Raw genomic sequence first — 14,445 nt, 5'->3', positions numbered from 1 at the left:
TCATGCATGCCGCTAACCGTACCGACCTCAACCTCCTGCCCTCAGCGGTGATGATCTACGATGATCGCGAACGGCTGCAGGCCTGGAATGATAAGGTGGCGCTGTTTTATCCAACGATCGCACCCTGGCTCGCCGTCGGCGCCACTCTTGAGAGCCTGGCCGAGAAGTTTATCGATGCCGGATATAACATCGACCCAGGCCGGCAACAGACGCTGCGCGAGGCGATTATCCGCAACTGCCGCCAGACGAACCACTGCGAGGTACGCCAGTCGGGCAACCGCCGGATTTACATTCAGCATCAGCGGCTGGCGGATGGCGGGATTGTCAGCCTGCATACCGACATCACCGAGCTTGACGAGGCCCGGCGCTCGCGTCACCAGCTTCATGACGACTTTTTATTCACCGCGGAGTCGATCCAGATCGGTATCTGGGACTGGCAGGTCTCCCACGACAACCTGCAGGTGAATGACACCCTGCTGGCGATGGTCGGCCAGTCGCGGGCACAGTGGCGCTATCCGCTGCGTTTTATGCTCAATCTGGTCCACGAGGACGATCGCACTACCCTGCAACAGGCGATGATCGCCTCGCAAAAAGAGCATATGCCGGTTTTTGAATGTGAACTTCGTGTCCAGCACCCGACGCAGGGCTGGCGCTGGATGCTGCTCTCAGGGCAGATCGTCACCCTCAACATGCAGCAGCAGGCAGAGCGGGTGATCGGCACCTTGCAGGATATTACCCGGCGCAAAGCCGCAGAGCTGCTGGCCATTGAGGCGGCGAAGGAGGCCCGCGAGGCGAACGAAGCGAAAAGCGCCTTCCTCGCCAATATGAGCCACGAAATCCGCACCCCGATGAACGGCATTCTCGGCATGACGCAGCTCTGCCTCGATACGCCGCTGACCGCGGAGCAGCGGGAGTACCTTTCGCTGGTGATGAGCTCAGCCCAGTCGCTGCTGCACATTATTAACGACATTCTTGATTTCTCACGCATTGAGTCGGGCAAGATGCAGGTGGACGAAGAGCCGCTGGAGATCCGCCCCTTTATCCAGTCGCTGATCCGCCCGCATATGCCTGCCGCCAGCGAAAAGGGCATTGAGCTGCTGGTGGACATCTCACCTGCGGTACCGGAGGTGCTGATCGTCGATGGCCCCCGGCTGCGGCAAATCCTGACTAACCTGTTGGGTAATGCGCTGAAGTTCACACATCAGGGGGAGGTTCTGCTGGCGATTGCGCCGGCCGACGACGAAAGCCGCTGGCGCTTTCGCATACGCGATACCGGCATCGGCATCGCCCCGGAGAAGCAAAAGGCGATCTTCGAGGCCTTCAGCCAGGCCGATAGCTCTACCACCCGCCGCTACGGCGGCACCGGGCTGGGGTTAACCATTTCGGCCCGCCTGGTCAGCCTGATGGGCGGCGAGCTGATGGTGGAGAGCCAGCCCGGGGCGGGCAGCGAATTTGCCTTCACCCTGCCGCTGGAAGGCCTGCACGCCGCGGCCTCCGGTAGCGCTCCGCTGAGCCGCTTCAACAACCAGCGGGTGCTGGTGGTTGACGACAACAGCACCAACCTGCGCCTGCTCGACACCATGCTTCGCCAGATGGGGCTGATGCCAAGCTGCGTGGACAACGCCGGCGAGGCGCTACGCCGGGCCGCCGAAGGGCCGCCCTGGCCGCTGATCCTGCTCGACGCGCAGATGCCGGATATGGACGGCGTATCCCTGGCGCTGGAGCTCTCCGCCCTGCCCGAGGCCCGGCAGAGCCAGATCATTATGCTCAGCTCCATGAGCCGCCATTTTGACGCCAATATGCTTAAGCGCATCGGTATCGCCCACTATCTGCATAAACCGGTGGCGCAGCGCGAACTGCATCAGGTTATCGCCGGTATTCTCCTTCCCACGCCGGTGGTGGCGACAGCGCCAGCCCCCGTTGCGGAACCGGTCAGGGACCAGACCGGGCTGCATATCCTGCTGGCTGAGGACAACCTGGTTAATCAAAAGGTCGCCAGACGGCTGCTGGAGCAGTTGGGTCACCGCTGCGAGGTGGTGAGCAACGGCCGGGAGGCGCTGGAGCGCTGGCGCGCAGCCTGCTGGGATTTACTGCTGATCGATCTGCAAATGCCGGAGATGGACGGTGAAACCGCCATCCGCCTGCTGCGCGAAGAGACGCCGGCGCTGGGCAGGCAACATCAGCCCGCGATGGCCATGACCGCCCATGCCATGCAGGGCGATAGAGAGCGCTGTCTGGCGATGGGCTTCGACGGCTATATCGCCAAACCAGTGAGTCTTGAGGCGCTACGGGAAGCCATCGCCCGCGTCGGCGCAGCGGAAGATAGCGGTTTGGAGGAAGAGAAAGGCCTGCCGGACGAGGCCCACCTGCTAAAACAGTGCGCAGACGATCCTGAGCTGGTCGAGGAGCTGCTGGGACTCTTCGCTGAAGGGCTTGATGCTGCGATCATCGCCCTCACCCACGCCATTGATACTAATGACAGGGAGACGTGGCGCCGTATCGCCCACAAACTGCGTGGCGAGGCGGTCACCCTCGGCTTTCAACGCCTTGCCGGGGTGCTCCAGCAAATGGAGAGCCGGGCGACGTCGCCCGGCCAGACCGTGCCAGATGACCTGCGCGACGCGCTGGCCGAGGCAACCACAGGCTGCCACCGGTGGCTACATCGCAGATCGCAGGAGGTCCTCCGTGATCGTTAAACGCCTTCTGCTGCTGATGGTTTGCCTGCCGCTGGCGCATGCCGGTTCTGCGCCGGTGACCTGGTCCCTGGCCGGGCAATGGCGGGTGCATGACGCCAACGACAGCGCCTTCGACGGCGCGCAGGCTTCGGATGGCGACTGGCGCACGCTGCGAGTACCGGCAAACTGGTACAGCGCTGGATACGATCATCAGGGCGCCCTGTGGTATCGCCATCAGTTTACCCTGCATGGCCTGTCGCCGGATGCCATGGCTACCCTGGTGTTTGACGGCGTCGATTACTTTGCCGAGGTGGCGCTCAACGGCAAGACGCTGGCCCGACACGAGGGCTATTTTCAGCGCTTCCCGGTGGACATCAGCGGGGCCGTACGCCGCCATAATCAGCTCGCCGTGCGGGTCGACAGCCCCTATGAAGACCCGCAAAAGATCTGGCCGCTGCACAAAACGCTGATGAAAGGGATCCTGAATCAGCACGACACCCGCCCGGGCGGCGCCTGGTCGGTTCAGGGGCAGGATGCCAACTCCGGGGGGATCTGGGCGCCAGTGAAGCTCCATCTGAGCCGCGGCGTCACCATCGACGAGGTGATCCTGCGCCCGGACTGGCAACAGGGGCTGGAGCAGCCCATGCTGCGTGCCGAAATCCGCTATCGGGCTGTGACGCCCGGCCCCGTCACGCTACGCCTGACGGCTACCCCGGACAATTTTTCCGGCCCACGTTTTCACCAGGCCTTCGCGGTCACTCTGGAGAAAACCGCAGGCGTCCTGCACGTCTCGCTGCCCATGCCGTCCGCGAAGCTCTGGTGGCCCGTGGGCGCAGGCAAGCCGAACCTCTACCGGGTGCGCGCCACCCTAACGGATAACCGGGGGATGATGGATACCGCCGTCACCCGCACCGGATTACGTAAGGTGGAAGCGCTGGCGGATAATCAGGGCTGGCGCATCAACGACAGACGGCTGTTCATTAAGGGCAGCAACTATATTGGCTCCCCATGGCTAAGCACCATGACGCGGAAAAAGTACCGTCGGGATTTCAGGCTTGTCACGGCGATGAACGCCAACGCCATCCGCGTTCACGGCCACGTGGCGGGGCGCGCGCTGTATGAGGTGGCCGATGAGATGGGACTGATGATCTGGCAGGATGTCCCCCTGCAATGGGGTTACGATGACAGCGCCGCCTTCGCCGAGAACGCTGTGCGCCAGACCCGGGCGATGATGGACCAGTTCGGCAATTCACCGGCGATTATTGTCTGGGGCGGCCACAACGAGCCGCCGTGGAACTCGCCGTGGATGGAAAAACGCTTCCCCGACTGGCGTAAAACCTTAAATCAGACCCTGACGCAGCGGGTGGGCGATGCGCTGGCGGAAGATACCTCCCGCATCGTGCATCGCTTTTCCGCTGTCGAAGAGCACTACTGGGCGGGGTGGTATTTCGGCACCCTGCGCGACCTGCTCGCCCCGGCGAAAACCGGGATTATTACCGAGTTTGGCGCCCAGGCGCTGCCCCGCCTCTCCACCCTGAAGACCATTATCCCGGCCCGTCTGCTGTGGCCGAAAACCACCGCTGCCGACGACCCCGGCTGGGTGCGATGGAAGTACCATAATTTTCAGCCTTTCCAGACCTTTAAATTTGCCGGTATTCCACGAGGCAACAATATTCAGGAGATGATTGAAAACACCCAGGCATATCAGGCCAGACTGGTGGCGCTGGCGGCGGAGAGCTATCGCCGCCAGCGTTATCAGCCGGTGACCGCCCTGTTCCACTTTATGTTTGTCGAGACATGGCCCTCCATCAACTGGGGGGTGGTGGATTATCTGCGCCAGCCGAAGGCCGGTTACTATGCCCTGCAGCGCGCCTATCAGCCGATCCTGCCGTCCATCGAGCCGGTGACCGCCAGCTGGCGTCAGGGAAGCCCGGCGACGGTGCGCCTGTGGGCGATTAACGATACCTGGGCAGCCTGCGAGAATTGCCGCCTGACCTGGCAGGTCAGGCAAAATGGCCAGATGCTCGCTCAGGGAGAAACCTCGCTGACCCTGCCGCCCGACGCTGGCCAAATGGTCAGGGAGTTGACCGTCACCCCCGCCGGCCCGCAGCCCGTGACGATCGTCTACCGCATTGACAACCGTCGCGGCAAACACGTGGGTGCTAACCAGCATACCGAGCCCGTCGCCGCGGCGCAGGCGGGGAGATGAAGATGGAGCCAATCGGTGCCGCGGTCAGTCGTGGATTTTCACCCCCAGACAGCCGCGAACAAATTCAGGGTTAAAGTGTTTCACCGCTTCGCCAACGTAACCTAAATCCAGGGCGCCGATCTGCGCCATTTCGCTCGTGGTGAGCGAGAAATCCCAGATGGCAAAGTTCTCTTCAATACGCTCCTGGCGGGTGGATTTAGGGATCACCGTGACACCACGCTGCACGTTCCAGCGCAGGATGACCTGCGCAATGGTTTTTTGATGGGCATCGGCAATCCCCTGCAGCATTTCATCTTCATACGGGTGATGTCTTCCGCCGCCTAACGGCGCCCACGCTTCCGGCTGAACGTGATAATGCTTCATGGTTTCCAGCGCCGCAGGCTGCGCGAAATAAGGATGCAGTTCAACCTGGTTCACCATCGGCTTAATTCTGACGGTTTCGCAGAAGTTAGCTAACACATGGGGGTAGAAATTGGAGACGCCAATCGCTTTCAGGGTACCGACCTCATAAGCCTCCTCCAGCGCGCGCCAGGCGCTGAAATAATCGCCCATCGCCTGATGCAACAGATAGAGATCGAAATATTCCAGCCCGGATTTTTTTAAGGACGCGGCAATCCCGGCTTTCGCCATCCCGGTGTTGGCCATGTCCTGGACCCACAGTTTGGAGGTTATAAAAAGCGCCTCACGGGTACACAGACCTTCGGCGATGGCTTCGCGAACGGCTTCACCCACCTCATCTTCATTATCGTAGACGGCAGCGGTATCGATAAGGCGGTAGCCGGTACGAATGGCGTTCAGCACTGACTGCTTACACTCTGCTTTATCGGTCACCTTAAAAACGCCAAAACCCAGCATCGGCATTTTAAGGTTGTTACTTAATACAGAATATTCCACGATGAAGCTCCCCTCTTGTTAAAACACCATGGTAAGACAGGAGCGCGGTCACGATTAGCCTGTCATTCCTGATTTGACTTATGTATTCAATTCATTAATCGCAGTGCGCTGAGATGATCTGATTTTGATAGAGAGCAGAAAAGTCCCCCCTGCCGCGCCCAGCAATAACAGACCGCTCAGTGCAAACGTGCTGTGCCATCCCAGACTATCAAACACCAGGCCGCCTGCCGTTGACCCGAGGGCAATCGATAGCTGGATCACAGCAACCATTAGACCACCGCCCGCCTCCGCATCTTCGGGCAGCGTCCGCGCAATCCATGTCCACCAGCCGGTGGGCGCCGCCGTCGCCAGCAGGCCCCACAGGCTTAACAGTACGGTGACGGCACCGGTATGGTGCCCGGCCAGCAAAAGCGCTCCGACAATCGCAGCCATAATCAAAGGGATAGCCACCAGCGTCAGATAAAACCGGGCGTGCAGAACGGTCGAAATGAGCAGCGTGCCGACAAAACCAGCGACGCCAATCGCCAGTAATATCAGGGGCAGACCAGAAGAACTGACCCGGGTCACCGTCTCCAGAAACGGTCGCACATAGGTAAATAAGGTAAACTGCCCCATAAAGAACAGCCCGCAGGCCAGCAATCCAAGGGATACCGTCGAGCGGCGGAACAGACGCAGCACGGTTCCCTGCCGCTGTGGTGCGCGCTGGCTTTTCATCGACGGCAGGCTAACGCATTGCCAGATGAAGGCTACCATCGCCAGCGGAACAAGACATAAAAAGGCGCCGCGCCAGCCGACGGTGGCCCCCAGGTAGCTGCCCAGCGGCGCTGCCACAACGGTGGCCAGCGCGTTACCGCCGTTAAAGATGGCCAGTGCGCGGGGGACCTGGCGCTGCGGCACCAGCCGAATGGCCGTTGCCGCCGACATCGACCAGAAGCCGCCGATGACGATCCCGATGAGCGCTCTGCCCAGCATATAAACCGGGAAACTGGACGCCAGGGCAATCATCAATCCTGAGGCCGCCATCAACGCCGTGAGCCCCAGCAACAGCCATTTACGGTCCAGCGACCCGGTAAGACGGGAAATCGTCAGGCTGGTCAATACCGCCAGCGCGCCAGAAAGCGCGATCCCCTGGCCTGCTAATCCCTCGGTAATGTGTAAATCACCCGCGATGGGTGTCAACAGACTGACCGGCATAAATTCTGAGGCAATGAGCACAAATACGCAGAGCGTCATCGCCAGGACGCCGCTCCAGTATGCGCGGGTGTTATGTAATCCAGACATTATTTATCTCCGACAAAACGAAGCCGCCTGCAGGCGGCTTTGGGGATGTCTCCGGCACAGGAGAGCTATTGCAGGTTGGTTTTGAAAAATTGAGTGAATGTAGCAAAGGGAATTTTGCCCGCGACGTTGTCATAGAGATCGACGTGGTTTGCGCCAGGGACAATCACCAGCGCTTTCTCTTTACTGCCGATCGCCTTAAAGGCATCTTCGGCAAAATAGCGTGAATGGGCTTGTTCGCCGGTCACAATAAGCGTCGGAATAGTCACTTCGCTGGCGTAACTCAGCAGCGGCATATTCATAAACGACAGCGGCATCGTCGCATTCCAAGCCCCGGTTGAATTAACCGAACGCGCATGGAAACCTCGCGGCATACGGTAATAATCGAAGAACTCTTTCAGGACCGGATTGGGGTTGGCGGGCAAGGTTTCCGGCAAAATACGATCGGCAGCGCTGACGTTGCCTTTATCATCAACATATATGTCATGCCCACCGGGGGCGGAAGTGCCGTTTGCCGCATCCTTCCAGCGCTGCGCGTTCAAGTACTGCAGTACCGCTCGGCGGTCGGCTGTCGTGTAGCGGTCTTTGCCATCGCCTACCCCATGCCCCATCGCGCGGCTCATGTCATACATGACGCTGGTCGCCACCGCTTTGACGCGGGTGTCCATCGCCGCGTCGTTTAGGGCCATACCGCCCCAGCCGCAAATGCCGAGCAAACCGATACGGTTGCGATCCACCTCTTTTTGCAGGCCCAGAAAGTCCACCGCGGCACTGAAATCCTCGGTATTGATATCCGGTGAGGCCATGTTGCGTGGGTAGCCACCGCTTTCGCCCGTATAGGATGGGTCAAACGCCAGGGTGACAAACCCCTGTTCGGCCAGCGTCTGGGCATACAGGCCGCTGGACTGCTCTTTTACCGCGCCGAAGGGACCGCTCACGGCAATAGCTGCCAGTTTGCGTTCACCGCGATCCTTCGGCAGGTAGAGATCGCCAACTAAGGTTATCCCGTAGCGGTTCTGGAAGGTCACCTTACGGTGATCCACTTTCAAACTCTCAGCAAACGTTTTATCCCATTTTTCAATCAGTGAAACAGGCGCATTCGGGTTAATTGTCTCAGCATAGCTCATCGTTGTCACTCCAGTTAATGAGGCGCAAAGCAGCATGGCGGGTATCGCGGCTGTCAGTTTTTTGGTGAAAACCGTCATCAAAATTCCCCTAAATAAACGTGATCAATGCAAGTCTCCAGTAGACAATGCAGCTTTGCTTTATTGTCGTGCGCTTAGTGTAGCCAGCAGTAATGGTTCTGATTAGTAGGTAAAAAATGCTAAAATTAATACCATATTGTTCTAAATGGCATGTGGATGACGAGGCAGGAGAATGGCGAAACGGGAAAACTATAATGACCTTTATCTGTTTATGCAGGTGGTGCGGGAAGGCAGTTTTACCGCCGCAGCGCAACGACTTGGCCTGGCGCAGTCCGGGGTAAGCCGTGCGGTTCGCGAACTCGAAGAGCGGCTGGGCGTTCAGCTTCTGGTGCGCACCACCCGCCGGTTGTCGCTCACTCAGGCGGGTGAGCAGCTCTATCACAATGTCGAATCCGGTTTCGACGCCTTAGATATGGGACTCGCCACGCTGGCCCACTATCGTCAAACGCCCTCCGGTACGGTACGCATCAATGCCAGCCAGCATGCCATTGATAAAGTCCTGCTGCCGAAGCTGGCAGTATTTAAACACCGCTATCCCGATATCAGACTGGAACTGATCAGCGAAAGCCGGTTTGTCGATATTATTGCGGAGCGATTCGATGCGGGCGTGCGTCTGGGCCCGGAAGTCGGGAGTGGTATGATTGCGGTACGCATTTCGCCCGATATGGAGATGGCTGTTGTCGGTACCCCGGAACATTTTCGCCGCTACGGCTTTCCACAAACGCCCGCCGATTTAGTCGCCCACCCCTGCATCGCTTATCAGTTCGGCGACGGCAGCCTTTACGCCTGGGAACTTAATGTGGATGGCAAAAAAATCGCCCACCCGCCTCAGGGACAGTGGGCTTTCGCCGATAGCTATATGGAGGCCAAAGCGGCGAGGCTCGGTCTGGGGCTGGCCTATGTCCCGGAAGAGCTGATTACCGACGATCTAGCCCAGGGCACACTTATCCGGGTGCTCCAGCGTTATAGCCAGCGTCTGGAAGGTTCATTTCTCTATTACCCGCACCGCAATGTGTCGCCCGCGCTGAGAGCGGTCATTGATACATTGCGAATGTAGCTGAGGTTGCCTGCAGGCAGCAGACCACCGGTAGCGGTTGGTGGAGGGGTCTGAACTCAGAGCTTTCGCTTAATTCCGAACCATGCAAATTGTTAGGCGATGCGGAAATGATCTGATATCAGTATCAATTTTGCGACTTACCTATGTGATCATAAAGTTATAATACAGCACCGCTTCGTAACGAGTTAAAAAAACGCATATTTCCCTGCTACGCAAACCCTTTTTCTTCGCCTACCCACGCCTGTTGTTGAAATACCTCCAAAACGCTTAAGCATGCCTTTCCACCTCAGGGCTGCTACGCTAACTCTCAGTCAATGGCGAAGGAGGCGTAATGAAAGTCCTCAATATCCTGGTCCGTCGATGCGTGCTGATTACCCGCTTTGAAGAGACCGTTTCGTTTTATGAAAACCTTATCGCGCAGACGGCCAGGTTGCGTTTCGACTATCCCGAATACGATCTCAAACTGGCGCAGGTGGGTTCAGTGCTTTTAATCGGCGGAACCGAGCAAAGCCTGGCGCCTTTTCGCGCCACCGAGGCCACTTTCCTGGTCAACGACATTACCGCCTGGGAGAAACATCTGCCTTCCACCGGAGCAACGATTATCAATCCGGTGAAGGCCGTGCCCACCGGCTGGAACATGCTGGTTCGGCATCCGGATGGCATGATTGCCGAATACGTTGAGCATCATGACAAAAACCCAGCAGATGAGATCTTCTGATGCTTCGCTTTCAGAGGGTTGGACCTGGTATCAGTCGGCTATACTGCCAGAAAAGTGCGCTTTCTGCTGTAGCCAGAGAGGGAGAGAGGGAGAAACTGGCGCTGCAAGCCGCAGCGCCACAGTTATCCTCTTACCCGGATAGCATCACAGGCTGACACTGTTCAACCAGTTGAGCAGACTTTCCACTGAGTATTGCGTCGGTGCGCGCGATATCGGCTGCCCCGATGTTATCAACAGCAGCGTCGGCAGGCCGCGTACGCCGAGGTCGCTGGCCAGTTCCTGATGCAGGTCGGCATCCAGATAGCGCGTTTCAAACTGAGCAATCCGCTGGCTGAGTTTTTCATGGGCCAGTAGCTGCCAGTGTTTACGGCAGTGCACACAGCGCTCCGCGCCAACGAACAGCAGCACGGGTCGTTCACCCTCCAGTTCACTCGCCGCGCTTATCGGCCGGAATGCGCTTTCCGCAACGCGGAACAGCTTCGGACTGCGGCGCAGCGTATCGTTATCGGTTGCGACGCACAGCGCATCGGCGCTTTTACTGTACGGCTGTACGCCCGCCACGCGCACCACGCTCTGCGCCGGGCCCGCCGCCGCCGCGCCCGGCTGACGCAGAGTGCGGACATCAACTGCCGCAATCGGCGTCTCCTGTGGTTGCGCAAGCTGCGGGATCCACGCGTAAGGAATGCGGTAGGCGCGGTAAACCATATTATTATTCAGCGTCTTACCCCAGAACGGCGAAATGTATTCCCAGACAATGTCGTGATCGCGGGTCACTTCAAAAATGCGGCCGTTCGAACCTTCGTTAATCAACGTATTGCCATTTTCCAGGCGCTGCATATTGCTGATATACGGACTGTAGAAGCGGTATGAATCAGTCGGTTGCGGCAGGTCCGCTTCATAAGGCGAGTAGCGCCACTCAATATCGAGGGTCAGCGGGTTGATCTCAAGGATCCGTGAATAATCGCGCCAGGCGTTTTTCACCCCATCCGCCGACGCCGGATTAGGCGCACCGTATCCGGCCCAACCGCCGTTGTCGAAAATCAGGATATTGCCCGCGCCCGGCAACCCCTGGGGGATCATATGCGCATGATGCTGGCCGATGATCCAGCCGATGTGCTTCAGCTCCGGTTTGCTGTAGTCCGGGCCGAGCTGCCAGACTATTTTGCCGCTCTGCTTATCGATAATGGCGATAATATTGGATTCGCGGGCGTCCCAGATAATGTTGTCGGGATGAAAGCGCGCATCGCCGGCGTCATACCATTTATTCGGCCCCAGCGCCGACATCGAGTTGATATGCATCCAGTCGCCCATTCCGCCGCCGCTGGCGCGCATATTCGGGTTATTGTACAGCGCGGTGCGCGCCGCATCGTCGAAGCCCAGCTCATGAAAATGGTCGCTGCAGCGCCACTCCCAGACCACATTGCCCTGCCAGTCGACTTCAATAATGGTGTCGTCCAGCAGCAGCTTGTCGGAGATCGCTTCATTAACCAGATTGGTGTGGGCGAGGATCAGGGTATTGCCGCCATCGACCTGCGGCTCCAGCCCCGGCGCGTAGTAGCCGACGGGGTTACCCGCTCGCTGATAGTCGTGATGAGCGCGCGCCATCCAACGCGTTTCATTGCCAGGGTCGCTGACCTGTTCGTAGTGGTCGAATTTCCAGGTCACGTTGCCCTCCCAGTCCACCTGGATCAGATCGAGCATATCCTGCATGCCATAGCGCGGGTCACGCTCGCCGCTGTGGCCAAGGATGGCGCCGCCGGGCAGAATTTTGTTGGGAAACCCATGCAGTTCAGGCCATTCCCGCACCACGTGACCATTCATATCCACCAGTACCGCGCCGTGTTCGGTGGCCTGGAAAAGGGTGTAGCCGCTCCAGGCGCTCTGCGGATCGTAAAGGGTGGCGCCGGTCGGGTAAACGGAAGGATGTCCCATATGTTGCTCCTTAAATAATAAAATCAGACAGAAGTAATCAGGTTACGAATGTGGCGGCAGGCGGCGGTAAACGAGTCATCATCACGCTGGCGCGGATGAGGCAGCGCCAGGTTCACGATTTCTCGTATCCGCCCCGGACGCGGGGAGAGCACGACGACGCGATCGGCCAGGGCGACGGCCTCTTCCACATCGTGCGTCACCAGTAACGTGGTGGTTCCCGCGCTTTGGTGGATCTGTAAAAGTTCCTGCTGCAGGGTGTGACGCGTCAGGGCATCCAGCGCGCCGAAAGGCTCATCGAGCATCAGGATCTGCGGGCGGGCCACCAGACCGCGGGCAATAGCCACCCGCTGGGCCATGCCGCCGGAAAGCTGCGCGGGCAGCGCGCTGGCGAACTCGCTGAGCTGCACGCGCGCCAGCATCTCCAGTGCCCGCTGGCGCTTCGCCGCCCGGGTGAGCTTTTCATCTGCCAGGCCGAGCATCACGTTGTCGAGCACGTTAAGCCACGGGAACAGGCGCGGCTCCTGAAACACAATGCCGCGCTCTTTGCCCACGCCGGTGACCGGCTCGCCGTTAATACAAATATCCCCCTGGGTGGCAGACTCAAGGCCCACCAGCATCCGTAGCAGCGTCGATTTACCGCAGCCGCTGCTGCCCACCAGCGCGACCAGTTCACCGGCGGCGATATCCAGGTTGAAATTCTGTAGCGCCGTCACCTGTTGCCAGGATTTACGCACATGGCGAAAAGAGACCAGAGTTGAAGAGGTCATAACTGCTCCTGTTGACGCCAGCGGGTGGCGCGCATTTCCAGTAAACGTCCGGCTTTATCCAGCGCCGCGCCGGTGATACCGACCAGCACCATGCCGCAGAGAATAGTGGGCATATCCAGCAGCTGCTGGGCATTGATCATCAGGCTGCCGATCCCGACGCCGGAGGACATGAAATATTCCGCGCCGATATTGCCAAGCCAGGCATAAATCAGCGCCAGCCGCAGACCGGCGAAGATCCCCGGCGCGGCACCGGGAAGAATGACCCGGCGCAGGCGCGCGAATTCGCCCAGCCGCAGCACCCTGGCGACTTCATCGAGTTGCGGGTTTCGCTGAAGCACCGCCTGCAGAGTGCTGAAGAACATAGGAAAGAACGACGCCAGCGCGATAAAGACGATTTTGCCGCCGTTATCGTTACCCACCCATGCCGTCAGCAGCGGCAGCCAGGCAAACAGAGCAATATGGCGCAGCACGTTAAGCGTGGGGGTAAAAATTTGTCCGGCGCGTGGACGCAGCGCCAGCAGCAGCCCGCAGAGCAAACCGCCGGCAATCCCCAGCGCGCCGCCGACAACCGCTCTCCCCAGACTGGCCAGCATCGCGGCGCTCAGCTCTCCGCTCAGGATCCCCTGAACAAAACGTGCCGCCACCGCCAGCGGCGAAGAAAATAATCCGCTATCAATCCAGCCCCACTGGCTGGCCAGCTGCCACAGCGCCAGCAGGACTATCGGCAGCGGTAACGCCCGCCAGCTGGCCTGCGGTTTCCACGCCAGGCGTCCGGCGGCTGGCTGCGGCCAGAACACCAGTCGGGAACAGGCCCGATTCGCCGCCCACTCCATCAGCATGCCGCTCAGGCCAACCACCGCGATGGTGACAAAGACGATATCCAGTTGAAACAGCTGGCGGCCCCAGACCATCAGGTAGCCAATACCTTCGGAAGAAGCCAACAGCTCGACAACGATAAGCGATACCCAGGCCTGCGAAAGCGCCAGACGCAGACCGGTAAACCAGCCCGGCAGGCTTGCCGGGATCACCAGCCAGCGCAGCCGCTGCCAGCGGGAGAAGTTCATCACCCTGCCGGCTTCGCTCAGGGTCTGCGGCACGCTGGCTACCGCCTGCTGAGTGTTGATGGTCATCGGCACCACAGTGGTTTTCACGATAACCGCCAGCTTGAGGCCGTTATCAATCCCGAACAGCACCATCAATAGCGGGATCCAACCGAGCGTCGGAATTTGCGCCAGCGCGTAGAACAGTGGTTCCACCCGCTGCGCGGCCGCTGGCACCAGGCCAAACAGCGCCCCGAGCAGCGTGCCGGCGATGGCGCCCAGCAGCAGGCCAAGCGCCAGATGCTGGAGACTAAATCCCCACTGCGCCAGCAGATCGCCGCTCAGCAGCGACAACGCGGTATCGGCAACCACCGACGGGGCGGGCAAAATTTGCGCGGGCATCCATCCCTCGCGGGCGGCGATGTACCACAGCAACAACAGTAGCGCTGGCAGCAGCCACGGCCAGCCGTTAAGCCGGAAACCCGGCCTGCCAGGGGCATCGGTTCTTAAGATCATCTGCGACATATCGGTCCACTCATCGGAAAGTGATGCCGCTATGAAAACGTGACTCACGCTGCCCCGCTATTGCGTAAGGCGAATAATCCCGATGCATCGAATGCATTTCAGCCTGGCGGGCACGCGGCGTCTGATTTAGCTTTTTTTCACCCAT

10 protein-coding genes are annotated in these 14,445 nt (G+C 59.4%); 4 read left to right on the top strand and 6 right to left on the bottom strand.

All coding sequences use genetic code 11. The features are described 5' to 3' along the window. Positions 1–2 precede the first annotated feature (2 nt). Both CW267_RS14515 and CW267_RS14510 read left to right on the top strand, forming a co-directional pair. Positions 3–2,696: a response regulator gene (locus tag CW267_RS14515; protein ID WP_100781371.1), complete on the top strand. Its 2,694-nt coding sequence runs from the start codon at positions 3–5 to the stop codon at positions 2,694–2,696. Next, positions 2,686–4,884 carry a glycoside hydrolase family 2 protein gene (locus tag CW267_RS14510; RefSeq protein WP_044612813.1) on the top strand — a complete coding sequence of 733 codons (2,199 nt, stop codon included), beginning with the start codon at positions 2,686–2,688 and terminating at the stop codon, positions 4,882–4,884. The genes CW267_RS14515 and CW267_RS14510 overlap by 11 nt, the downstream gene beginning before the upstream one ends. A gap of 24 nt (positions 4,885–4,908) precedes the next feature. On the opposite strand, the gene CW267_RS14505 is transcribed toward CW267_RS14510, so the two are convergent. The 3 genes from CW267_RS14505 to CW267_RS14495 all read right to left on the bottom strand — a co-directional run bounded on the left by CW267_RS14505 (position 4,909) and on the right by CW267_RS14495 (position 8,261). Further along, positions 4,909–5,778, bottom strand: a complete 870-nt coding sequence (locus CW267_RS14505) for an aldo/keto reductase (RefSeq protein ID WP_100781370.1) — start codon at positions 5,776–5,778, stop codon at positions 4,909–4,911. A gap of 78 nt (positions 5,779–5,856) precedes the next feature. Then, positions 5,857–7,059 carry an MFS transporter gene (locus CW267_RS14500; RefSeq protein WP_023340009.1) on the bottom strand — a complete coding sequence of 401 codons (1,203 nt, stop codon included), beginning with the start codon at positions 7,057–7,059 and terminating at the stop codon, positions 5,857–5,859. A 65-nt stretch (positions 7,060–7,124) separates the two neighbouring features. Further along, on the bottom strand, positions 7,125–8,261 hold the full coding sequence (locus CW267_RS14495; protein WP_032732860.1) for an alpha/beta hydrolase: 1,137 nt from the start codon (positions 8,259–8,261) through the stop codon (positions 7,125–7,127). A 172-nt stretch (positions 8,262–8,433) separates the two neighbouring features. On the opposite strand from CW267_RS14495, the gene CW267_RS14490 reads away from it, so the two are divergent. Both CW267_RS14490 and CW267_RS14485 read left to right on the top strand, forming a co-directional pair. After that, positions 8,434–9,318 (top strand): LysR family transcriptional regulator, encoded by an 885-nt coding sequence (locus CW267_RS14490; protein WP_023340007.1) that lies wholly within the window; start codon positions 8,434–8,436, stop codon positions 9,316–9,318. Positions 9,319–9,649: 331 nt separating this feature from the next. Further along, positions 9,650–10,036, top strand: coding sequence for a VOC family protein (locus CW267_RS14485; protein WP_012542004.1), 387 nt, complete (start codon positions 9,650–9,652; stop codon positions 10,034–10,036). Between the two features lie 144 nt (positions 10,037–10,180). Here the strand turns inward: CW267_RS14485 and CW267_RS14480 are convergent, their stop codons facing one another. Genes CW267_RS14480 through CW267_RS14470 form a run of 3 tightly spaced genes read right to left on the bottom strand, consistent with a single transcriptional unit; the run spans position 10,181 to position 14,300 of the window. Beyond that, a complete protein-coding gene (locus tag CW267_RS14480) occupies positions 10,181–11,968 on the bottom strand; it encodes an aryl-sulfate sulfotransferase (RefSeq protein WP_023340006.1) in 1,788 nt (595 codons plus the stop codon). Positions 11,969–11,991: 23 nt separating this feature from the next. Next, the gene (locus CW267_RS14475) at positions 11,992–12,735 is read right to left on the bottom strand and encodes an ABC transporter ATP-binding protein (RefSeq protein ID WP_012968425.1); all 744 of its coding nucleotides are present in this window, start codon (positions 12,733–12,735) and stop codon (positions 11,992–11,994) included. Beyond that, on the bottom strand, positions 12,732–14,300 hold the full coding sequence (locus tag CW267_RS14470; RefSeq protein WP_012542007.1) for an ABC transporter permease: 1,569 nt from the start codon (positions 14,298–14,300) through the stop codon (positions 12,732–12,734). The genes CW267_RS14475 and CW267_RS14470 overlap by 4 nt, the downstream gene beginning before the upstream one ends. Positions 14,301–14,445 lie beyond the last annotated feature (145 nt).

The sequence above is a fragment of the Klebsiella sp. X1-16S-Nf21 genome (assembly GCF_002837615.1).
In the GTDB taxonomy this organism is placed as follows: domain Bacteria; phylum Pseudomonadota; class Gammaproteobacteria; order Enterobacterales; family Enterobacteriaceae; genus Klebsiella; species Klebsiella variicola.
Note: the sequence above shows the minus strand (reverse complement) of the source record. Positions and strands in the feature narration are given on the sequence as shown.

Coding starts and splice junctions, on each gene's coding strand:
- CW267_RS14515 (WP_100781371.1), top strand. CDS start 3: ATGCATGCCGCTAACCGTACCGACCTCAACCTCCTGCCCTCAGCGGTG.
- CW267_RS14500 (WP_023340009.1), bottom strand. CDS start 7,059: ATGTCTGGATTACATAACACCCGCGCATACTGGAGCGGCGTCCTGGCG.
- CW267_RS14495 (WP_032732860.1), bottom strand. CDS start 8,261: ATGACGGTTTTCACCAAAAAACTGACAGCCGCGATACCCGCCATGCTG.
- CW267_RS14490 (WP_023340007.1), top strand. CDS start 8,434: ATGGCGAAACGGGAAAACTATAATGACCTTTATCTGTTTATGCAGGTG.
- CW267_RS14485 (WP_012542004.1), top strand. CDS start 9,650: ATGAAAGTCCTCAATATCCTGGTCCGTCGATGCGTGCTGATTACCCGC.
- CW267_RS14480 (WP_023340006.1), bottom strand. CDS start 11,968: ATGGGACATCCTTCCGTTTACCCGACCGGCGCCACCCTTTACGATCCG.
- CW267_RS14475 (WP_012968425.1), bottom strand. CDS start 12,735: ATGACCTCTTCAACTCTGGTCTCTTTTCGCCATGTGCGTAAATCCTGG.
- CW267_RS14470 (WP_012542007.1), bottom strand. CDS start 14,300: ATGTCGCAGATGATCTTAAGAACCGATGCCCCTGGCAGGCCGGGTTTC.